This is a genomic window from Bradyrhizobium sp. ISRA436 (assembly GCF_029910015.1).
GTDB lineage: Bacteria > Pseudomonadota > Alphaproteobacteria > Rhizobiales > Xanthobacteraceae > Bradyrhizobium.
Genome location: NZ_CP094519.1, coordinates 4441253 through 4461477 on the forward strand (window position 1 = coordinate 4441253; position 20225 = coordinate 4461477).

The following is a 20225-nucleotide window of genomic DNA, read 5'->3' on the forward strand; positions in this document are numbered from 1 at the left end:
ACTAAGGACAGCCTGCTCCATGGTCTCAACGTGGGGGACCTGGAAGGGCTCGGCCCCATCGGTTCAAAGTATGACGACGTTGCACCGCAAACTGTGCATGCGCGAAAGTCGTACGAACGTTCCAGCATCCGCATCGGCGATCGCTACGCCGAGATTCTCCGCGCCACCGACGATGGACGGCTCAAGATCGACAACGGCCGGTTCCCACACGATGAGGCATGAATACCACCTCCGCGCGCACTAAGATTTTAGATGAGGAGCGCGGCGAACATGCTACATATTGGTTGCGACGCGACCGGACTGACAGCAGTGAAAACGCAGCGGCCAATCACCTCGGATGATGAGCATGTGGTGCTCAAATTCCGGCCGCGTACCTCTACGCAACCGCCCGGCAAGCGCGAGGATTCAACCCGGTCGGGCCGTCCGGCGCCCGTCGCCAATGACCTGTCCCGCTACGAGAAGCCGCGCGAGGAGCCGGACGACTTCCGCCAGCGCATGCTTGCCAACATCGCCGCCTTCGCCTTCACCGTGGCGCTCACCGCGATCGGTATCTGGCTCGCCATGAGCATCGCCGACCTGCGCAAGACCCAGGACTGCGTGCTGATGGGCCGGCGCGACTGCGCGAAGATTTCGGTAATGCCGCGAAGCTAGGCCGGCCGGAACCCCTGCCCGGAAGCCCCCTACCCAGCCGGCCAAGCTCCATTGAACTAACGGCCCCGCTCCGATATACGGGCACACGACTCCGGCAACAGAACTCGGGGATGCTGGGGCGACGCGTCCGTTTCCTTCGAAGCCGCTCCTAAATTACCCCAATATATCAAAGGCTTAATGATGTCTTCCACATTCGAGCAGATCGCCAACATTATCGCGGAGACCTGCGATATTCCGCGCGACACGATCAAGCCGGAGAGCCATGCCATCGACGATCTGGGAATCGACAGCCTCGACTTCCTGGACATCGCCTTTGCCATCGACAAGGCGTTCGGAATCAAGATGCCGCTCGAGAAGTGGACCCAGGAGGTCAACGACGGCAAGGCGACGACCGAGCAGTACTTCGTGCTGAAGAACCTCGCCGATCGCATCGACGAGCTGGTCGCGGCCAAGAACGCGGGCGCGGGCACGGGCTCGTAATCGCCCGCCATGCAGCTTGAATATTTTCAGCTGATTGATCGGATCGTCGACCTCAACCTCGACGCCAAGACGATCATGGTCGAAGCCCAGGTTCCGACCGCGAACACGATCTTCGAGGGACACTTTCCGGGCTACCCGATCATGCCAGGCGTACTTCTGACCGAAGCGATGGCGCAGAGTTCGGGCTGGTTGCTGCTCGGCCTGATGAAGTTTGAGCGCATGCCGTTTCTGGCGATGATCCGGGAAGCGAAGATGCGTGGCTTCGTCAATCCAGGCGACCTCCTGACGATCGAGGCCAAGCTCGAACACGAGGGCTCCGGTTTCGCGGTCACGTCAGCAAAGATACGGGTCGGCAAGGACCTCAAGTGCAATGCCGACCTGACCTTCCGCACGATCCCCTTCCCCAGTCCGGACTTGCGTGTGTACATGGATGCGATGGCCAACAAGATCGGCTTCCCGCTCGAGGGAATGACCCATGGCTGAGCCGAAAGAAGTCTGGATCACCGGAATCGGTCTACTCTCCTCGCTCGGCGAGGGACTTGACACCCATTGGGAGGCGCTCGCCGCCAAGCGCGTCAACGTCGACAAGCAGCGCCTGGCGCCTTACGTGATCCATCCGATCGCCCCGGTCACCTTCGACTCGCAGATCCCCAAGAAGGGCGACCAACGTCAGATGGAGATGTGGCAGCGCATCGGCACCTATGCGGCCGGCCTTGCGCTCGACTCCGCCGGCGTCAAAGGCAATCAGGAAATCCTGTCGCGGATGGACATGATCATCGCGGCCGGCGGCGGCGAACGCGATCTCAAGGTCGACCTGGCGATCATGAATGCCGACGCGCAGGGCAACTTGCCGTCCGGCGCCATCAACGAGAAGCTGATGAACGAACTGCGTCCGACGCTGTTCTTGGCGCAGCTCTCCAACCTGCTCGCCGGCAATATCGCGATCGTTCACGGCGTGTGCGGCACTTCGCGCACTTTCATGGGCGAGGAAGCCTCGAGCATCGACGCGGCGCGCAACGCGGTCGCCCGCATCGGAGCGGGCCAGAGCGACATCGCATTGGTCGGTGCCGCCCACAATGGCGATCGCGGTGATCTGCTGATGCTCTATCAATTCGGCGGTTTCAGCCTGAAGGACCAGTATGTGCCGGTCTGGGCTCGCAAGGACGAGCCGGGCTTCGCACTCGGCTCGGCTGGCGCATTCCTGGTGATGGAATCGCGCGAGCATGCCGAAGCCCGCGGTGCGAAGCCCTACGCCAAGCTGACCAAGGTGGTTGCCGATCTGGCCCGACGCCAGCAGCCCGGCGCCCTGACGAAATCGCTGCAGGCGATGTGGACGAAGCTCGGCGTGAGCGACGAGGAGACGGCCCTGATCACGGGCGCGTCCGGCGCCGAACCCGCCACCGCGGAAGAGCGCACCTTCCTGGGCGAACATCCCGGCCTCGCTGTGCGGGCCACCGGGACGACCTTCGGCCATACGGTGGAAGCGCAGTTTCCGCTTGGACTGGCGCTGGCCGCATTGTCGATTTCGCGCGGGGCACTCTACCCGGCCAACGACCCGACCGGGTTCGAGGTTGAAAAGGCCGGTGCTCCAACCCAGATTGTCGTCATGGGAGCCGGTCACTGGCAGGGCGAAGGCATGGCCCTTGTCGAGGCCGTCAAGTAGGTCTGGCGCAGCACCGACGGGGAAACCATGACAGCACCACGCGATAAATTCGGCCGGCCGATCGTTGTCGTGACCGGCATGGGAATCGTGACCTCGCTCGGCGCGGGCAAGACGGACAACTGGAAGCGTCTGACTGCCGGCGAGTCCGGCATCAAGACGGTGACGCGCTTCCCGATCGACGGCATGAAGACAACGATGGCCGGCGCGGTTGATTTCGTCACGGTCGACCCGTTCTCGTCGACCAGTCTTTCCGAGCGCCTCGCGGTGATGGCCACCGAGGAAGCGCTCGGGCAATCCGCGATCGGCAGCAAGGGCGATTTTCCCGGTCCGCTGTTTCTGGCCGTTGCTCCGATCGAGACCGAATGGCCGCAACGGCTGGAGGTGGCGCGCGCCGTCGAGACAAAGGATTTCGGAATAGTCGAGTATCTGGCGGCCTGCGGCAGCGGTAACTTCACCCGCTTTCATCGCCGTTTCACCTTCGGCTCGGTCGCGCTCCAGCTCGCGGAGACCTTCGGCACCAAGGGGTCGCCGATCTCGCTGTCGACGGCCTGCGCGTCAGGCGCGACTGCGATACAGCTCGGCGTCGAGGCGATCCGCCGCGGTGAAGCCGATGCGGCGCTGTGCATCGCGACCGACGGCTCGGTCAATCCGGAAGCCATGGTGCGCTTCTCGCTGCTGTCGGCCCTCTCGACCCAGAACGATCCGCCACAGGGCGCCTCGAAGCCATTCTCGAAGAACCGCGACGGTTTCGTGATGGCCGAGGGCGCCGGCGCGCTGGTGCTCGAGAGCTACGAGGCGGCAATGGCCCGCGGCGCACGCATCCTCGGCGTCGTCGCCGGCTGCGGCGAGCTCACCGACTCCTTCCACCGCACGCGCTCGAGCCCGGACGGCAAGCCCGCGATCGGCTGCGTACGCAAGACGCTTGCCGACGCAGGCATGGAGCCGAACCAGATCGACCACATCAACGCGCACGGCACATCGACGCCGGAGAACGACAAGATGGAATATCTTGCGACCTCGGCGGTGTTCGGCGAACACACTCCCAATATCCCGGTGTCGTCGAACAAATCGATGGTCGGCCACACCATCTCGGCGGCCGGCGCGGTCGAGGCGATCTTCTCGCTGCTGACGCTCGAGCATCAACGGATTCCGCCGACCATCAATTACGAAGTGCCGGATCCGGCAATTCCGTTCGACGTGGTCGGCAACAAGGCACGCGATGCGCGTGTCACTGCCGTAATGTCGAACTCGTTCGGTTTCGGCGGGCAAAATGCCTCGCTGATCCTGACGCGCGAACCCGCCTGAGCTGACGCTCTCGCTTCGCGCGATGAATCGCCTGCTCCTTCGCACCAGGGCGCGTCTTCGCGACGCCGCGAAACCTGTGACCGAGGCTGCGATCGGCGCGCTGACGATCGGCCTGTTGCGAACCACGCGCTATTTCGATCCGGACAAAACGGCGGACTTCTTCGGCCGGGCCGCGCATTTCATCGGCCGCCGGTTGCGCGAGGACCGCATCGGCCGTGAGAATCTCAGGGCCGCCTTCCCGGAAAAGTCGCCGGAGGAGATCGAGACAATCCTCGCTGGCGTCTGGAACAATCTCGGCCGCCTCGGTGCCGAGTTTGCCCATCTCGATCACATCTGGGACTACGACCTCGACCATCCGGAAAAGCCCAGCCGGGTCGAATTCTCGCCCCGCAGCAAGGAGCTGTTCGACCAACTCCGCGACGACGGCAAGCCGGCGCTGTTCTTCGCCGCGCATCTCGGCAATTGGGAGCTTCCCGCGCTCGCCGCGGTCGCCCATGGGCTCGATGCCGCGATCCTGTTTCGCAGACCGAACATCGAATCCGCTGACCGCGCCATCGAACGCATCCGCGCGGTCAAGATGGGAACGCTGATCCCAGCCGGCCGCAACGCACCGCTGCGGCTCGGACAGGCCCTGCAGAACGGCCAGCATGTCGCGATGCTGGTCGACCAATATCTGACCAACGGCGTTCCAGTCACCTTCTTCGGCCGCAAGACCACCGCCAATCCGCTGCTGGCGCGTCTGCGCCGCCAGGTCGACTGCCCGATCCACGGCACGCGCATCATCCGCCTGCCCAACGGCCGCTTCCGCGCCGAACTGTCCGAGGAAGTGAAGCCGGTGTTCGATGCATCCGGCCAGGTCGACATCCAGGGCACGATGCAGGCGGTCACCGATGTCGTCGAGAGCTGGATCCGCGAATATCCGGATCAGTGGCTCTGGCTGCACCGGCGCTGGCGGTAGTCCTGCGGCAAACCTCACCGAGTCATTGCGAGGAGCGAAGCGACGAAACAATCCATGCTTCAACCCGTGTGGCGGGATGGATTGCTTCGCTGCGCTCGCAATGCAATGACCCCCCCTGCAGCCATGACGCTTCGCGTCACCGCCCCGTCTTCACCCGGGTCCACAGCCGGTTGATGATCCGCTGCGTGGCGGGATCGCGCGCGGTGATCACGAACAGCTTCTTCTGCATTGCCTCGTCGGGATAGATGTTCTTGTCGTTGAAGATCTTCGGATCGATCAGCTTCTGGCTCGCCAGATTGCCGTTGGCGTAGGAAAGGAAATTCGAATTCTTCGCGGCGACATCGGGACGGTAGAGGTAGTTGATCAGCGCATAGGCCTCCTCGACATTCTTCGCGTCCGCAGGGATCGCGAGATTGTCGAAGAACATCTGCGCCCCCTCCTTTGGGATCGTGTAGCCGATCTCGACGCCGGTCTTGGCCTCCGCGGCGCGGCTGCGCGCCTGCATGATGTCGCCCGACCATCCAACCACGAAGCAGATCTCGCCCGAAGCAAGCGCGCTGAGATATTCGGACGAATGGAATTTGCGCACATAGGGCCGGATCTTCATGACGAGCTCGGCGGCCTTCTCGAGGTCTGCCTGCTTGGTCGAATTCGGATCGAGCCCGAGATAGTTCAGGGCCGCCGGCAGGATATCGTCGGGCGAGTCCAACATGTGGATCCCGCAATCCTTGAACTTGGCGAGGTTCTCCGGCTTGAACACCATGTCCCAGCTGTCGATCTTCGCATCGGGCCCCAGGATCTGCTGCGCTTTCCTGACGTTGTAGCCGATGCCGGTGGTGCCCCACATGTAGTTGGCGCCGTACGTATTGCCGGGGTCGTAGGTCGCGAGCTGCTTGGTCACCACGGGCCATGCATTGGCGAGGTTCGGCAGTTTCGACTTGTCGAGCGGCAAGAACACCTTGGCAGTGATCTGACGCTGCAGGAAATAGCCGGTCGGCACGACGACGTCGTAGCCCGATTTGCCCGCGAGCAGTCGCGTCTCCAGCGTCTCGTTGGCGTCGAACGTGTCGTAGACGACCTTGATGCCGGTCTCCTTGGTGAAGTCCTCCAGGACTCCCGGCGCCATGTAGTTCGACCAGTTGTAGAAATTGACCGTGCGCTCTTGCGCATGGGCGGAGACGGACACCAGCAAAGCCGCGGCGACGGCACCGATCAGGTACAAGTGACGGCGGCTCAGCTCTCGCATTCCGGGCTTACCTCCTGCGGCGTTGGACCGCGTCCGACAGACGCTCCAACGCGGTGTCCAGCGTGGCATCCTTCTTGGCGAAACAAAAACGCACGACCGACGGCACCGCGTCCTGCTCGTAGAACGCCGACACCGGTATCGCCGCGACCTTGTAGTCCCTGACGATGCGCCAGCAGAACTCCGCATCGGTCTCGTTGAGGCCGAGCGGCGACAGGTCCACGGTGAGGAAGTAGGTCCCCTGCGACTTCAGCACGGGAAAGCCGAGGCTTTCGAGCCCCTTGGTCAGGCGGTCCCGGCTCCGCGCCATATCGTTGCGCATGTTCAGGAAGTAATCGTCCGGCTTGTTGAGGCCGTAGGCGACGGCGGCCTGCAGATTGGGCGCCGTCGTGAAAGTGAGGAACTGATGCACCTTCGCGGCGACCCGCAACAGCGGCGGCGCGGCGCAGACGAAGCCGATCTTCCATCCCGTCAGCGAGAAGATCTTGCCGGCGCTGCCGATCTTGATGGTGCGGTCGCGCATGCCCGGGATCGTGATCAGCGGGATGTGCTCGCGGCCGTCGAACACCACGTGCTCCCAGACCTCGTCGCAGATCGCAACGCTGTCGAATTCCTGGCAGAACCGCGCAAGCAGTTCGAGGTCCTCGCGCGGGTAGACCACCGCTGCCGGATTGAGCGGATTGTTGAACAGCACCGCCTTGGTCTTGTGATTGAAGGCGCCCCTCAACATCTCCTCGTTGAGCCGCCAGTGCGGCGGCTCGAGACGCAACAGTCGCGGAATGCCGCCGGCCTGACGGATGATCGGCAGATAGGAATCATACACCGGCTGAAACACGATCACTTCGTCGCCGGGCTCGACGACGGCGAGGATCGCGGAGGTCAGCGCCTCGGTGCCGCCCGACGTCACCATCACCTCGGTCATCGGATCGAGCGTGAGGCCATGCCAGCGGCCGTAGTGCGAGGCGATCGCCTGGCGAAGCTCCGGAATGCCCATCATCGACGGATACTGGTTGTAGCCGTTGACCGAGGCGTCCGCGGCGGCGCGGCGGATGTCCTCCGGTCCTGGATCGTCGGGAAAACCCTGTCCAAGATTGATGGCGTTGTTGTCGCGCGCGGCCTGCGACATCGCCTCGAAGATCGTGACCGGAAGGTCCGCGAAGACCTTGTTCATGGAAATCATCTCGGAGATCAGCCGCCCGTCCTGGTGGGCAATCCGGCAGCCTTCCAGCCGATGATGCCGCCCGCCAGATGCTTGTCGTACGGCAGGCCCGCGGCCTGGGCGGCCAGCGAGGCCGTCACCGAGCGCTTGCCGGAGCGGCAGGCGAACACGACCTGCTTGCCCTTTGGATCGGGAATCGCTGCCGGGTCGAAGGTCGACAGCGGCACAACAACGCCATCGGGATAGGCCTCGACAGCGACCTCATTCGGCTCGCGGACGTCGACCAGGAGATAGCGTCCATCCGCTATTCCCTTTGATACCTCGTCCGGAAGCAAATCTTGCACCTTGTGGTCCGCCACGGAAAAATCCTCCCGAAATCAGTTTGGCCGGCTGCGCGCCCCCGCCGGTCCGGGCCGCAAAGTCGCCTCTTGCGCGGAGAAAATCAAGCGTCCGAAACGGGTTACGGCCTTGCTTTGAGCTAGATCGTGACCTGGGTGCCGACCTCAACCACCCGCCCGGTCGGGATCTGGAAATAGTCGGTGGCGTCGTTGGACGCGCGGCTCAAGGCGATGAACAGATGGTCCTGCCAGCGCGGCATCCCGGAATGGGCGGCCGGCTTCAGCGCGCGGCGGGACAGGAAGAACGACGTCGACATGATGTCGAACTGCCAGCCGAGCTTGCGGGCGATCGCCAGCGTCTTCGGTACGTTCGGCGATTCCATGAAGCCGAACTTCAGCGTCACCTTGGAGAAGGTCTCGCTGAGCTGCTCCATCCGGACGCGTTCAGAGGGATCGATGCGCGGCGTGGGCGCGGTTTCGATGGTAAGGATGACGTTCTTCTCGTGCAGCACCTTGTAGTGCTTGAGGCTGTGCATCAGCGCGGTCGGCGCGCTGACGGGATCGCTAGTCAGGAATACCGCGGTGCCGGAGACCCGCTGCGGCGGCCGCTTCTCCAGCATGGCGACAAGATCGGCGAGCGGGAATTCCAGCTTGCGTGACTTCTCGAACAGCAGCCGGCTGCCGTGGCGCCAAGTGTACATCAAGACGATCATGGCGCCGCCGAGCGCAAGCGGCACCCAGCCGCCCTCGAAGACCTTCAGGAGATTGGCGGCAAGGAAGATGAGATCGAGGAACAGGAACGGCGCAACCAGCGCGGCGGCCGCGATCGGCGACCATCTCCAGACCCGCCAGATCACGACGAAGCCCATCATCGCCGTCACCACCATGGTGCCGGTCACGGAGATGCCGTAGGCCGAGGCGAGCGCGCTCGAGGAGCGGAACATCAGGACCAGCACGATGACCGCGATGAACAGCATGCGGTTGATGCGCGGCATATAGATCTGCCCGGAATGCGCTTCCGAGGTGTGGCGGATCTCGAACCGCGGCAGCAGGCCAAGCTGGATCGCCTGGCGCGTCAGCGAATAGGCGCCGGTGATGACCGCCTGGCTCGCGATCACGGTCGCCACCGTCGCAAGCGCGACCATCGGGATCAGCGCCCAGTCCGGGAACATCAGGAAGAACGGGTTCTCGACTCCCCTGGGATCGCCGATCAGGAGCGCCCCCTGCCCCAGATAGTTCAGCGCCAGCGAAGGCAGCACGATGAACAACCATGCGGTCTGGATCGGGCGCTTGCCGAAATGGCCGAGGTCGGCATAGAGCGCCTCGGCGCCGGTCACGGCAAGGAAGACCGCACCGAGCGTGATGAAACCGATCACGCCGTGATGCAGCATGAACGACACCGCCAGGACCGGATTGAACGCGTACAAGACTTCGGGATGCCGCGCGATCTGCGGCAGCGCTGCGATCGCGATCACCGCGAACCACACGCCCATCACGGGGCCAAAGAAGGCTGCGACGCGCGCCGTGCCGCGCGACTGCACCGAGAACAGCAGGACCAGGATGATCACCGTGATCGGGACGACGTAGGGATCGAAGGTCGCCGTGACCAGCTTGATACCTTCGATCGCCGATAGCACCGACAGCGCCGGGGTGATGACGGCGTCGCCGTAGAACAATGCGCCGCTGATGATGCCGAGCAGCACGATCGCGGCGGCGCCCTTGGTCGCGGCGCGCTGCGCCAGCGCCATCAGCGCCAGCGTACCGCCCTCGCCGTTGTTGTCGGCGCGAAGCAGGATCACGACATATTTCAGCGTGACGACGATGATCAGCGCCCACAGGATCAGCGAGATCACGCCGAGCACGGCGTGGGCGGTCACGCCCGCTTCACCGCCGCTCGCAGCGACGACGGCCTCGCGCAGCGCGTATAGCGGGCTGGTGCCGATGTCGCCATAGACGACACCGATGCTGCCGAGCATCAGGGCCTTGAAGCCCGCAGTGGAATGCGCCTCGCCATGCCCATTGGCCGCGGGCGTTTCCGCCGCGGTGATCGCGCTCTCGAATGACATGGGAAGCTGCGCCTCTATCTTTTACCGCACCGCACAATACAAGGCGGGGGCTATACTCCCGGCCGGAATGCATAGGTTAGCGCGCATTCAGGCCCCAGCTATGCATTTCGCGCATGGGTCGGCGCGCGTACATTTCTGATTCCTCTAGCCGCATCAGATAGTTACCTGAGTACCGACTTCAACGACCCGCCCGGTCGGGATCTGAAAATAGTCGATCGCATCGTTGGCCGACCGGCTCATCGCGATGAAAAGGTGATCCTGCCATTGCGGCATGCCGGACTGCGCAGCCGGCTTCAACGACCGGCGCGAGACGAAGAATGACGTCGCCATGATGTCGAACTGCCAGCCGAGCTTGCGCGCGATCGCCAGCGCCTTCGGCACATTCGGCGATTCCATGTAACCGAAGCGCAGCCGCACGGTGGAAAACTTGTCGCTGATCTTCGCCATGTGCACCCGCTCGGAGAGATCGACGCGCGGCGTCGGCGCCGTCTCGATGGTCAGGACCACGTTGTGCTCATGCAGCACCTTGTTGTGCTTGAGATTATGCAACAGCGCGGTCGGCACGAAGTTTGGATCACTGGTGAGGAACACCGCAGTGCCCTTCACGATGTGCGGCGGCCGCTTCTCCAGGCTCTGGATCAGATCACGCAGCGGCACCTCAGTGCGGCGGGTCTTCGCAACCAGGATCGCAGCGCCGCGCAGCCAGGTCCAGATCATGATCGCCACGGTCGCGCCGAACAGCAGCGGCACCCAGGCACCCTCGAGCAGCTTCAAGAGATTGGCGCTGAAGAAGGTCATGTCGACGATCACGAACGGCAGGATCACGACCGCCGCCGACGCCACACGCCAGTTCCACAATTTCCAGATCACGATGAAGCCCATGATGCCGTCGGCGACCATGGTCGTGGACACCGCGATGCCGTAAGCCGAGGCGAGCCCACTCGAGGTGCGGAACAGCAGCACCAGCAGCAGCACGCCGACCAGCAGCAGCCGGTTGACGCGCGGCAGATAGATCTGGCCGGCATGGGTCTCCGAGGTGTAGCGGACCTCGAAGCGCGGCAGCAGCCCGAGCTGCACCGCCTGGCTGATCAGCGAATAGGCGCCGGTGATGACGGCCTGGCTTGCGATCACGGTCGCAACCGTTGCCAGCACCACGAGCGGCAGCAGCAGCACATCCGGAACCATGCGGTAGAATGAGTTCTCGATCGCCGCCGGATCGGACAGCACCAGCGCGCCCTGCCCGAAATAGTTCAGCAGCAGCGCCGGCAACACGAAGAACAGCCAACCGGACTGGATCGGCTTGCGCCCGAAATGCCCGAGATCGGCATACAGCGCCTCTCCGCCGGTCACCGCAAGGAACACCGCGCCCAGCGTCACCAGGCCGATGGTGCCGTGGGTCAGCATGAACTGGACCGCGTAATACGGATTGATCGCCGCCAGCACCGACGGATTGTCGGAGATATGCGCGAGCCCCATCGCCGCCAGCGTGGCGAACCACACCACCATCACCGGCCCGAAGGCCGAGGCGACTCGCGCGGTGCCGCTGCTCTGCACCGAGAACAGCAAGACGAGAATCAGGATCGTCAGCGGTACAACGTAGTGCTCGAGATGCGGGGTGGCGAGCTTGAGGCCTTCGACCGCCGATAGCACCGAGATCGCCGGCGTGATCATCGAATCGCCGATGAACATCGAGGCGCCGATTACGCCGAGCACCAGCAGCGGCCAGCTGCGGCGTCCGATCGCGCGCTGGCCGAGCGCCATCAAGGACAATGTGCCGCCCTCGCCATTGTTGTCGGCGCGCAGCAGCAGCAGCACGTATTTCGCGGTGACGACGGTGAACAGCGCCCACAGGATCAGGCTGAGCACGCCGAGCACCATGATGCGGGTGACCGGCTGGCCGTGCGCGGCGCCGCCGACCGCCTCGCGGAATGCGTAAAGCGGCGAAGTTCCGATATCGCCGAACACCACGCCGATGCTGCCCAACGTCAGGGCCCAGAAGCCCGAGGTGGCTTGCCCCTCCTGGGCCTCGGTGGATGAGACGCTAACAGCCATGACGAGTTGGAACGCTCGATCGGTTGATTTGATCCGTGCGGCTATCGACGCTTCGGCCGTGCGTGTCAACCGAGCAACACGGCCAGATCGACGGTAACATGGTAACTAGAGCTTAAGGCTTCAAGTCCGGCGGCAATGGCGGATTTTCGCGCATCAACGTGATGGTCACGCGACGGTTCGCGGGAAGCGTCGGATCGTCGGGAAACAGCGGCTCGCCGTCGGCTTTGCCGGACACCGCGAAGATATGCGACGGCGGCAGTCCCTCCCGTTCCAGGATCTGGCGCACCACATTGGCGCGGTCCGCGGACAGGTCGAAGCCGTCGTAATCGTTGTGCGCCGGCACGAAACCTGCGGCAGTATGTCCGACGATCGCGATCCGGAGCGGCGTCGCCTTCAGTGGCGCGGCGAGCTTCTGGATCAGCCGGCGGGTGCGGTCATACGGCTCCTTGGAGCCGTCGGCGAACATCGAGCGGCCGTCCTGGTCGACGATCTCGAGGTTGAGCCCCTCCTTGGTCTCCTCGAACATGATGTTCTTGGAGATCTCGGTCAGCTCCGGCATGTCCTGCAGCGCCTGTCTGAGCGAGGCGGAGGCCAGCGCGAACTCGCGGTCGATCTTCAGCCGCGCGCCGTTGGTCTGGCTGCGCTCCTTCTCGTCCGGCGTCGGATTGGCCGAGGATTCATCCGGCGAGATGTGGTCGACATTCTTCAGCCTCGGCCGCGTCGGCAGGCCGTCGGATTCGACGATGCCGGAATAGCGTACACTGGTCTGCACGCCGAAGGCATCGCGCATCGAGCCGGCGACGATCTTCAGCTTGTTGTTGTCCATGGTGGAGAAGGCGACGAGCATCACGAAGAAGCTCATCATCAGTCCCATCAGGTCGGCGAACGTCACGAACCAGCCGTGACCTCCGGTATGGGCGTCGCCGCGCTTCTTCTTGGCCATCGCTGCTGTCCCGAGAGCGCCGGTCCGGGCCGTCAGGCCGGAACGGGCTCACCCTCCTCCTGGCGATGCTTCTCCGGCAGATAGGCCAGCAGCATTTCCCGAACCAGCGCCGGGCTCTTGGAGTCGCGGATCATCAGGATGCCGTCGATGATCAGCGTGCGGTTGGTCTCCTCGTCGAGCAGCTTGCCGTGCAGCTTGTCGGCGATCGGCAGGCAGAACAGGTTGGCGACCAATGCGCCGTACAGGGTCGCGAGCAGCGCGGTCGCCATGAACGGACCGAGCTTGGAGGGGTCGGTCATGTTGGCGAACATCTGCACCATGCCGATCAGCGTGCCGATCATGCCAAAGGCCGGCGCGCAGTCGCCGATCGCGCGGTAGATCTTGCTGCCCTCGTCGAGATGCATCAGGAAATTGTCGCGGTCGCGCTCCATGTTATCGCGGATGAACTCGAGGTCGTAACCGTCGGCGACATAACGGATACCCTTGGCAAGGAACGGCTCGTCGGTCTCCACCTTTTCGAGCCCGACCGGGCCCTGCTTGCGGGCGATCTCGGCGACGCGGGCGAGCTCGTCAACGAGGTCGCGGGCCGACAGCCGGCTCATCGTGAATGCGTATTTCGCACCGAGCGGCAGGCCATGCAGCATCACGCCGAGCGGAAAGCGGATCATCGTCGCCGCGATCGACCCGCCGAAGATGATGATCATGGCGTGCTCGGAGATGAACATATGCAGGTCGCCACCCATGATCATCATCACCGAGATGACGATGATGCCAGCCAACAGCCCGGCGCCTGTCATGATATCCATGAGGAACTCCAACGCGAACGCGACACCCGCCTGTCCTGGGCGGTGCGCGGCCCAGGGCGGGCCACGTGGAAAAACCCTAACGTTAGTGCGATTAAGGACGCGTTACCGAATTCGGTAGGCATAACAACGGGTAAACACCTTCCTCCGCAGGATGTCGTTGAAGATGCAGGCTTTCCACTGCGACCCCCGCTGCGGCATCGCAAAAGCCCTCCCCGTAGAACAACGGACATGAGATAGCTTCGCGTCTGTGAGGAAGCGAACCAGCGAGAAAGACATGATGAAGGCCGTTGTCGTCGAGCAATATGCGCCCATCGATCAGATCGGGCTGAAGGACGTCGTGATACCCGAGGCCGGCCCCGGCCAGCTCCGGGTGCGGGTGCGTGCCGCGAGCATCGGCTTCGTCGATGGACTGAAGGTCGAGGGCCGTTACCAGACCAAGGATCCCCTGCCCTTCACCCCCGGCGCGGAGTTCGCCGGTGTGGTGGACGCCGTCGCCGATGACGTCACCGGCTTTGCGCCGGGCATGCGGGTGATGGGCGCGGCGCGCTCGGGCGCACTGGCCGAGCAAATCGTCGTACCGGCCACAGCGGTCGAGACCATGCCCGATGGGCTGTCGATGGAGGCCGGCGCCGCCTTCCGCACCAACTACCTCACCGCGCTCTACGCGCTCGGCGAGCGCGGCTCGCTCCGCGCCGGCGAGCAGTTGCTCGTGCTCGGCGCCGCCGGCGGCACCGGGATTGCCGCGATCCAGATCGGCAAGCTGCTCGGGGCGCGCGTCATCGCCGCGGCCTCGACCGAGGAGAAGCGCAACTTCGCCGCAAGCTTCGGCGCCGATGCAGTGATCGACTACACAAGGCCCGACTGGCGCGATGCGCTGAAGGACGCGACCGCCGGTCACGGTGCCGACGTGATCTTCGATCCGGTCGGCGGCGAGGTGTCGGTGCAGGCCTTCCGCTCGATCGCCTGGAACGGCCGTCATCTCGTGGTCGGCTTTGCCGCAGGCCACATCCCTGCGCTGCCCTTCAACCTGCCGCTCCTGAAGGGCGGCCTCTTGATCGGGGTCGACGCCGCCCAGATCGCCCGCCGCGAGCCGGACGCACAGGCGCGCGTGATGACGCAATTGTCGGCCTGGCTGAACAATGGACAACTGACGCCGGTGGTCGGCAAGGTGTTCGCATTCGACGACTTCCGCGCGGCGTTCAAGACCATGCAGACCCGCGCCGCGCTGGGGAAGATGGTGGTGCGGATCGGATAGCGAGAGAAGCACTGCGGTCGCCTCACCTTCAACGGGACGACAACGAGAGTGTGGCGCGGTCCAACGTCACGCTCCGTCATTGCGAGGAGCTCGCGACAAAATTGCAAAGCAATTTTGCGCTGAAGCGACGAAGCAATCCATCGTCCCGCGTATGCTCCACAATGGATTGCTTCGCTCCGCTCGCAATGACGTGGTTGGCCCTGCGGTTCAATTGCTAGGCAGCTTCGAGGACGCAAGTTCGCCTTCTCGCGACATGATTTGTCCGAGTTTTGCGCTTCGTTCCGCCCTCGCTCGAAGCAGAGGGCGCAGGGAAAGCCGGGTGCCGATCGCACCCATGGGTCCCGCGCAGTAAAAAACGCGGGAGGTAGGACCACAGGTGAGACCGAATAACACTCCGGCTTTCCCTGCGCGATGGTTTACGGCTTATACGTGCTCTCCCCGGCGAGACTGGGCTTTGTTGTCACCGTCATCAGCGAGAGAATTTGTCTCCTGCTGGTGAGACACCTGCCACTAGGTGTGGAGCCTCAAGAGGTTGTTCCCGGTTAATCCGAGCCTGCTGATCGGCGGCTTTGAGCCGATACTGCCATGAGGACGATGCCAGTTGTAGCGGTGAAGCCATCGTGGCAGCTCCGCGGCTCTTTCTGTTGAGGTGTTGTAGGCCTGCGCGTAGGCCCATTCTCGCAGGCTGGTCTGAATGAAGCGTTCGGCCTTGCCATTGGTTTTGGGCGTATAGGGCTTGGTGCGGATGTGCTTGAGGCCGAGGCGCTGACATGCCTTTCGGAAGGCGGCGGATTTGTAGCACGCGCCGTTGTCGGTCATGACGCGCTCGACCTTCACGCCCAGGCTCACGTAGTAGGCCACCGCCGCCTTGAGGAAGGCGACGGCACAGCCCTTTCGCGCGTTCTTCATGACCTGGCTGAAGGCGATCCGCGACGCATCGTCGATGCAAACATGGACGTATTCCCAACCTGGTCCTTGACGGCGAGAACGCAGGTTGCTCGCCCCACGTCGATCGCCGGTGATCCGATGGCCGATCCGATTGAACTTGCCGAGCTTTTTGATGTCGATGTGGATCAGCTCACCAGGATGCTGGCGCTCATAGCGCCGGATCGGCTCAGCCGGCTCCAGCGCAGCCAGCCGGTTCAAACCGAGCCGGCGCAGGATCCGGCTGACGGTTGCTGCTGAGACCCCGACCTCGCGCGCGATCTGCTTGCCGGTGTGGCGCTGCCGGCGGAACGTCTCGACAGCGGCGCATGTGGCGGCCGGGGTTTGGCTTGGCAAGGAATGCGGCCGTGAGGACCGATCCTGCAAACCATCGACGCCTTCTGCGCGGAAGCGCTTGACCCATTTGGCGACTGTCTTCGCCGTAACATTGAATTGGCGCGCGGCGGCGGCCTTCGTCAGGCCGCTCTCGATCACGCTCCGCGCCATCGCCGCTCGACCTTTTGGCGTCAAAGGCGCATTCTTGTGGATGTTCATCTGGTCTCTCCGGGGAACCCTGAAGCGTCGCAGCCTCAGCTTCCTCGGTTCAGACCAGATGGACAACCTCCTGAAAGCTCACAACTAGGGCGTCAGGCCTGCACGACTTCGCCGTCCGCAATCTGCCACGCTCGTCAGCCGTGACAGCGGCGTCCACCGCATCCCGACCCAACACTCGTGACGATCGCGAAGCGCCCCTCAAGCGGGTGAGACGGGTTATTCATACACTGAGTTGAGCTTCTGGAAAACAGAAATATTTTTGCGTGAGGGTCTTGCGCCGTCGGGCAACTCAGTGATTGGCGTGCGCGGTCGCGTCCCCGTGACCTCTGACGGGCACAGGAACCAACACTGCAACTGCGCATTGTCATTTCGCCCTTCGGTTGAGGGGCAACTACAGGCGCCGCGTGGACAGGCCCTGCACCATATTCAGTTACCTCTCTGCCCGCTGCACAGCGCACATGCACCATCGTCCGGTCCAATATTCGCTACACGAGCTATCCTAACGCGAGTCCCATATCCGATATTCGGCAAGACGATTCTGTCGCTGCCGCGAGGGACGACGCGATGAATACCGAGAAGGCCATCTGGTACGTTTCGTACGCTCTGCGCGACCCCAACGCCGGGCAACAACGTTTCCCGCGCCAGACACGCACGTTCTCAAGCGAGCGTGATGCCAAGGTTTTTGCCGGCAGCTTGCTCGATCAAACGGAAGACGTCAGCGCCGGGACGATCAACCCGCACCAGCCAAGACGCGTGATCGCGCCGGCCGCCATCGCCGCGTGGGTCGGCAATATCTGAGGCGGGCGCCGCGGCTACAGGAATCGTGACGGTGCAAACGGCGCGAGCCGGATCTCTGGCTGCTTGCCGCTCAACAATTGCGCGACGAGCCGGCCGGTGCGCGCCGAGCCGACCAAACCGACATGGCCGTGGCCGAACGCGTAGACGACGTCGCGGGAGGCGCGCGCATAACCGATGCAGGGCCGCCCGTCGGGCATGCTCGGGCGGTGGCCGAACCAGGTCTTGATGCGCGATGCGGGAATATTCCTGGGCAGTTTCGGAAACATGCTGAGCAGATTGTCGCGTAGGATCTCGGCGCGCTTCCAGTTTGGCTCGGCGTCCAACCCTGCGATCTCGACGGTGCCGGCGGCACGCAAGCCCTTGTCAGTCCAGTTGACGACCATCTTGGCGTCGGAGGCCATCATCGAATTGCGCGGTCCTGACTCCGGGTTCTCAATCATGACGTGATAGCCGCGCTCGGTTTCCAGCGGCAGCGGATCGCCGATTGATGCGGTGAGCTGCTTCGAACGCGCGCCGGCGGCGACGACCGCGGCATCGCAGGCGATCTCGCCGCGCTCGGTGACGACGGCGACGAGCTTGCCGCCCTGGAGCTTCAGGCCGGTCGCCTTGGCCGGAACGCGGACGGCGCCGTTCGCAATCGCATGGCTGGCGAGCGCTGCGACGTAAGCGCCGGGATCGCGGCAGCGCCCGGCCTCCTCCACCACGACGCCGAACTTGTAGCGCGGGTCGAGATCGGGCTCGCGCTGGCGCATCTCATCTTCATTGAGCTCCAGCCATTCGATGCCGACGCGCTTGCGGATGCGCCAACCGAGATCGCGGTCGAACGGCGCGCGTGCGGGGAACACGTGCATCACCCCTCGCCGCTCGATCAGTTCGGGAACACCGGCTTCCTCCGCGAGCTGCCTGTGCAGCAGCGGCGCGTCCTTCAAGAGATCGCGCATCGCCCGCGCGGTGGCTTCGACCTGCGCCTCGGTCCAGCTCGACAGCAGATACTTGACCAGCCAGGGCAAGGCCTTCGGCAGATAGGACCAGCGAATGGCCAGCGGCCCGAGCGGATCCATCAGATAGCCCGGAACCTTCTTCCAGGTGCCGGGCTCGGCCGGCGGGATCACCGAATGCGACGACAGCCAGCCGGCATTGCCATAGCTCGCCGCCTGCGTGCCGCCGGGCTCGCCCGGATCGATCAGCGTGACGCGGTGGCCTTCGCGCAGCGCCTCGATGGCGCTGATCACGCCGACCGCGCCGGCACCGATGATCGCAACGTGACGGCCCGCGGGCTGGGCCATCAGTGCGCGGCCTGCTGCGGCACAAAGTCCTTGCCGACCGACAGCGCGCGCTGATCAACCAGGCAATGCAGGATCGCCGGCTTGCCGGAGGCCAGCGCGCGCTCGAACGCCGGCGCGAAGTCTTCGGTGCGCTCGACCCGTTCGCCATGACCGCCAAACGCCCTGGCGTAAAGCGCGAAGTCCGGATTCTTCAGCTGCGTGCCGACGACGCGGCCGGGATAGTCGCGCTCCTGATGCATCCGGATGGTGCCGTATTGCGCGTTGTCGATGATGACGACGATCAGCGGCGCATCATACTGGACCGCGGTGGCGAACTCCTGCCCGTTCATCAGGAAGCAGCCGTCGCCGGCAAACGCCACGACGACGCGATCCGGAAAGTGCCGCTTGGCCATCACGGCGGCCGGCACGCCGTAGCCCATCGAGCCCGAGGTCGGTGCAAGCTGGGCCGCGAACGCGTGGAAACGATGGTGGCGATGCAGCCAGCCGGCGTAATTGCCGGCGCCGTTGCAGACGATCGCGTCCTTCGGCAGCCGGTCGCGCAGCCATGTGACGACCTGGCCGTACTGGAAGTTGCCCGGCAATTCGCGCGGCTTCTCGGTCCACGCGACGTAGTCGGCATGCGCCTTCGCTGCCTCACCATTCCAGGCCGGCGTTGCTCCTGGCTTCATGGTCTCGACGGCGGCGACGAAGGCGGCGGGCGTCGCCTGGATCGCGAGCGCCGGCTGATAGACGCGGCCGAGCTCTTCGGAGCCGGGATGGACGTGAATGAGCTTCTGCTGCGGAACCGGAATGTCGAGCAGCGTGTAGGACGATGACGGCATTTCCGACATGCGGCCGCCGATCAGCAGGATGACGTCGGCGCCGGTGATGCGATCCTTTAGTTTCGGGCTCGGGCCGATGCCGAGGTCGCCGGCATAATGCGAGTGATCGGCGTCAAACAGCGAGGCGCGGCGGAACGAGGTCGCAACCGGCAGATCGAACCGCTCGGCAAAGCGCGCGATCCCCTTGGCCGCGTCCGCCGTCCAGGCGGAGCCGCCGAGCACGACGATCGGCGCCTTGGCGGTCGCCAGCATCGCGCCGAGGCGCTCGAGATCTGACGGCGCGGGCCAGGTTGCCGCGGGCTCGACGCGCGGCGCATCGGCAACCGCAGCCGTCTCGGTGAGCATGTTCTCGGGCAGCGCGATCACGACAGGACCGGGGCGGCCCTGCAACGCGACGCGGAAGGCACGTGCGACCAGTTCTGGAATGCGGTCAGGGCGATCGATCTCGACGGCCCATTTCGCCATGGTGCCGAATACCGCCTTGTAGTCGAGTTCCTGGAACGCCTCGCGCTCGCGCATGCCGGTGTCGACCTGGCCGACGAACAGGATCATCGGGGTCGAGTCCTGCATCGCGATGTGCACGCCATGGGCGGCATTGGTCGAGCCGGGGCCGCGGGTCACGAAGCAGATGCCCGGACATCCGGTGAGCTTGCCGTAGGCCTCCGCCATCATCGCCGCACCGCCTTCGGCGCGACAGACCACCACATCGATGGGGCTGTCATGCAGGGCGTCCAGCGCCGCCAGATAGCTCTCGCCCGGCACGCAGGTGACGCGCTCCACCCCTTGCGCGACCAGCTGGTCGATCAGGATCTGGCCTCCGGTGCGGGCATTGCTTTTGGTCATGAGGGCTCCCTAACGGACATTGACGCGTGTCGAGGCTTCGCGCGGATCTGGTCCGAACCGGGGTATGATAGACAGGAAT

General features: G+C 64.2%; 19 protein-coding genes. 9 read left to right on the forward strand and 10 right to left on the reverse strand.

Annotated features, from left to right (window positions below; all coding sequences use genetic code 11):
* Nucleotides 1-30 precede the first annotated feature (30 nt).
* The 7 genes from MTX23_RS21085 to MTX23_RS21115 all read left to right on the forward strand — a co-directional run bounded on the left by MTX23_RS21085 (nt 31) and on the right by MTX23_RS21115 (nt 5057).
* Complete coding sequence (locus MTX23_RS21085; RefSeq protein ID WP_280972122.1) at nt 31-222, forward strand: hypothetical protein; 192 nt, start codon at nt 31-33, stop codon at nt 220-222.
* An 87-nt stretch (nt 223-309) separates the two neighbouring features.
* On the forward strand, nt 310-651 hold the full coding sequence (locus MTX23_RS21090) for a hypothetical protein (protein ID WP_280978134.1): 342 nt from the start codon (nt 310-312) through the stop codon (nt 649-651).
* Nucleotides 652-831: 180 nt separating this feature from the next.
* Nucleotides 832-1131 carry an acyl carrier protein gene (locus tag MTX23_RS21095; protein WP_195789506.1) on the forward strand — a complete coding sequence of 100 codons (300 nt, stop codon included), beginning with the start codon at nt 832-834 and terminating at the stop codon, nt 1129-1131.
* 9 nt (nt 1132-1140) lie between these two features.
* Nucleotides 1141-1614: a 3-hydroxyacyl-ACP dehydratase FabZ family protein gene (locus MTX23_RS21100; protein ID WP_280972123.1), complete on the forward strand. Its 474-nt coding sequence runs from the start codon at nt 1141-1143 to the stop codon at nt 1612-1614.
* On the forward strand, nt 1607-2794 hold the full coding sequence (locus MTX23_RS21105) for a beta-ketoacyl-ACP synthase (RefSeq protein ID WP_280972124.1): 1188 nt from the start codon (nt 1607-1609) through the stop codon (nt 2792-2794). Before MTX23_RS21100 ends, MTX23_RS21105 begins: the two co-directional genes overlap by 8 nt.
* A 27-nt stretch (nt 2795-2821) precedes the next feature.
* Entirely contained in the window at nt 2822-4099 is a 1278-nt protein-coding gene (locus tag MTX23_RS21110; RefSeq protein WP_280972125.1) for a beta-ketoacyl-ACP synthase, read from the forward strand.
* A gap of 22 nt (nt 4100-4121) precedes the next feature.
* Nucleotides 4122-5057 carry a lipid A biosynthesis lauroyl acyltransferase gene (locus MTX23_RS21115; RefSeq protein ID WP_280972126.1) on the forward strand — a complete coding sequence of 312 codons (936 nt, stop codon included), beginning with the start codon at nt 4122-4124 and terminating at the stop codon, nt 5055-5057.
* 136 nt (nt 5058-5193) lie between these two features.
* Here the strand turns inward: MTX23_RS21115 and MTX23_RS21120 are convergent, their stop codons facing one another.
* From MTX23_RS21120 to MTX23_RS21150, 7 genes are all read right to left on the reverse strand, one after another.
* Nucleotides 5194-6303, reverse strand: coding sequence for a polyamine ABC transporter substrate-binding protein (locus MTX23_RS21120; RefSeq protein WP_280972127.1), 1110 nt, complete (start codon nt 6301-6303; stop codon nt 5194-5196).
* 7 nt (nt 6304-6310) lie between these two features.
* The gene (locus MTX23_RS21125) at nt 6311-7480 is read right to left on the reverse strand and encodes an aminotransferase (protein WP_280972128.1); all 1170 of its coding nucleotides are present in this window, start codon (nt 7478-7480) and stop codon (nt 6311-6313) included.
* An 8-nt stretch (nt 7481-7488) separates the two neighbouring features.
* The gene (locus tag MTX23_RS21130) at nt 7489-7818 is read right to left on the reverse strand and encodes a rhodanese-like domain-containing protein (protein ID WP_280972129.1); all 330 of its coding nucleotides are present in this window, start codon (nt 7816-7818) and stop codon (nt 7489-7491) included.
* A gap of 119 nt (nt 7819-7937) precedes the next feature.
* Entirely contained in the window at nt 7938-9863 is a 1926-nt protein-coding gene (locus MTX23_RS21135) for a potassium transporter Kup (RefSeq protein WP_280972130.1), read from the reverse strand.
* Nucleotides 9864-10016: 153 nt separating this feature from the next.
* Entirely contained in the window at nt 10017-11915 is a 1899-nt protein-coding gene (locus MTX23_RS21140; protein WP_280972131.1) for a potassium transporter Kup, read from the reverse strand.
* 112 nt (nt 11916-12027) lie between these two features.
* Nucleotides 12028-12858 (reverse strand): flagellar motor protein MotB, encoded by an 831-nt coding sequence (locus MTX23_RS21145; protein WP_280972132.1) that lies wholly within the window; start codon nt 12856-12858, stop codon nt 12028-12030.
* 32 nt (nt 12859-12890) lie between these two features.
* Entirely contained in the window at nt 12891-13664 is a 774-nt protein-coding gene (locus MTX23_RS21150) for a MotA/TolQ/ExbB proton channel family protein (protein WP_280972133.1), read from the reverse strand.
* Between the two features lie 277 nt (nt 13665-13941).
* Here MTX23_RS21150 and MTX23_RS21155 point away from each other — a divergent pair, with 277 nt between their 5' ends.
* The gene (locus MTX23_RS21155) at nt 13942-14919 is read left to right on the forward strand and encodes an NADPH:quinone oxidoreductase family protein (protein WP_280978135.1); all 978 of its coding nucleotides are present in this window, start codon (nt 13942-13944) and stop codon (nt 14917-14919) included.
* A gap of 510 nt (nt 14920-15429) precedes the next feature.
* On the opposite strand, the gene MTX23_RS21160 is transcribed toward MTX23_RS21155, so the two are convergent.
* Nucleotides 15430-16398: an IS481 family transposase gene (locus MTX23_RS21160; RefSeq protein WP_280972113.1), complete on the reverse strand. Its 969-nt coding sequence runs from the start codon at nt 16396-16398 to the stop codon at nt 15430-15432.
* A gap of 564 nt (nt 16399-16962) precedes the next feature.
* Here MTX23_RS21160 and MTX23_RS21165 point away from each other — a divergent pair.
* Nucleotides 16963-17196, forward strand: a complete 234-nt coding sequence (locus tag MTX23_RS21165) for a hypothetical protein (protein ID WP_280972134.1) — start codon at nt 16963-16965, stop codon at nt 17194-17196.
* A gap of 14 nt (nt 17197-17210) precedes the next feature.
* Here MTX23_RS21165 and MTX23_RS21170 read toward each other — a convergent pair whose 3' ends face one another.
* Together MTX23_RS21170 and MTX23_RS21175 are read right to left on the reverse strand one after the other, a co-directional pair.
* Nucleotides 17211-18482 carry an FAD-binding oxidoreductase gene (locus MTX23_RS21170; protein ID WP_280972135.1) on the reverse strand — a complete coding sequence of 424 codons (1272 nt, stop codon included), beginning with the start codon at nt 18480-18482 and terminating at the stop codon, nt 17211-17213.
* A complete protein-coding gene (locus MTX23_RS21175; protein WP_280972136.1) occupies nt 18482-20146 on the reverse strand; it encodes a thiamine pyrophosphate-binding protein in 1665 nt (554 codons plus the stop codon). Before MTX23_RS21175 ends, MTX23_RS21170 begins: the two co-directional genes overlap by 1 nt.
* Nucleotides 20147-20225 lie beyond the last annotated feature (79 nt).

Coding starts and splice junctions, on each gene's coding strand:
- MTX23_RS21150 (WP_280972133.1), bottom strand. CDS start 13,664: ATGGATATCATGACAGGCGCCGGGCTGTTGGCTGGCATCATCGTCATC.
- MTX23_RS21170 (WP_280972135.1), bottom strand. CDS start 18,482: ATGGCCCAGCCCGCGGGCCGTCACGTTGCGATCATCGGTGCCGGCGCG.
- MTX23_RS21175 (WP_280972136.1), bottom strand. CDS start 20,146: ATGACCAAAAGCAATGCCCGCACCGGAGGCCAGATCCTGATCGACCAG.
- MTX23_RS21125 (WP_280972128.1), bottom strand. CDS start 7,480: ATGATTTCCATGAACAAGGTCTTCGCGGACCTTCCGGTCACGATCTTC.
- MTX23_RS21155 (WP_280978135.1), top strand. CDS start 13,942: ATGAAGGCCGTTGTCGTCGAGCAATATGCGCCCATCGATCAGATCGGG.
- MTX23_RS21145 (WP_280972132.1), bottom strand. CDS start 12,858: ATGGCCAAGAAGAAGCGCGGCGACGCCCATACCGGAGGTCACGGCTGG.
- MTX23_RS21095 (WP_195789506.1), top strand. CDS start 832: ATGTCTTCCACATTCGAGCAGATCGCCAACATTATCGCGGAGACCTGC.
- MTX23_RS21135 (WP_280972130.1), bottom strand. CDS start 9,863: ATGTCATTCGAGAGCGCGATCACCGCGGCGGAAACGCCCGCGGCCAAT.
- MTX23_RS21120 (WP_280972127.1), bottom strand. CDS start 6,303: ATGCGAGAGCTGAGCCGCCGTCACTTGTACCTGATCGGTGCCGTCGCC.
- MTX23_RS21115 (WP_280972126.1), top strand. CDS start 4,122: ATGAATCGCCTGCTCCTTCGCACCAGGGCGCGTCTTCGCGACGCCGCG.
- MTX23_RS21110 (WP_280972125.1), top strand. CDS start 2,822: ATGACAGCACCACGCGATAAATTCGGCCGGCCGATCGTTGTCGTGACC.
- MTX23_RS21140 (WP_280972131.1), bottom strand. CDS start 11,915: ATGGCTGTTAGCGTCTCATCCACCGAGGCCCAGGAGGGGCAAGCCACC.
- MTX23_RS21160 (WP_280972113.1), bottom strand. CDS start 16,398: ATGAACATCCACAAGAATGCGCCTTTGACGCCAAAAGGTCGAGCGGCG.
- MTX23_RS21100 (WP_280972123.1), top strand. CDS start 1,141: ATGCAGCTTGAATATTTTCAGCTGATTGATCGGATCGTCGACCTCAAC.
- MTX23_RS21105 (WP_280972124.1), top strand. CDS start 1,607: ATGGCTGAGCCGAAAGAAGTCTGGATCACCGGAATCGGTCTACTCTCC.
- MTX23_RS21165 (WP_280972134.1), top strand. CDS start 16,963: ATGAATACCGAGAAGGCCATCTGGTACGTTTCGTACGCTCTGCGCGAC.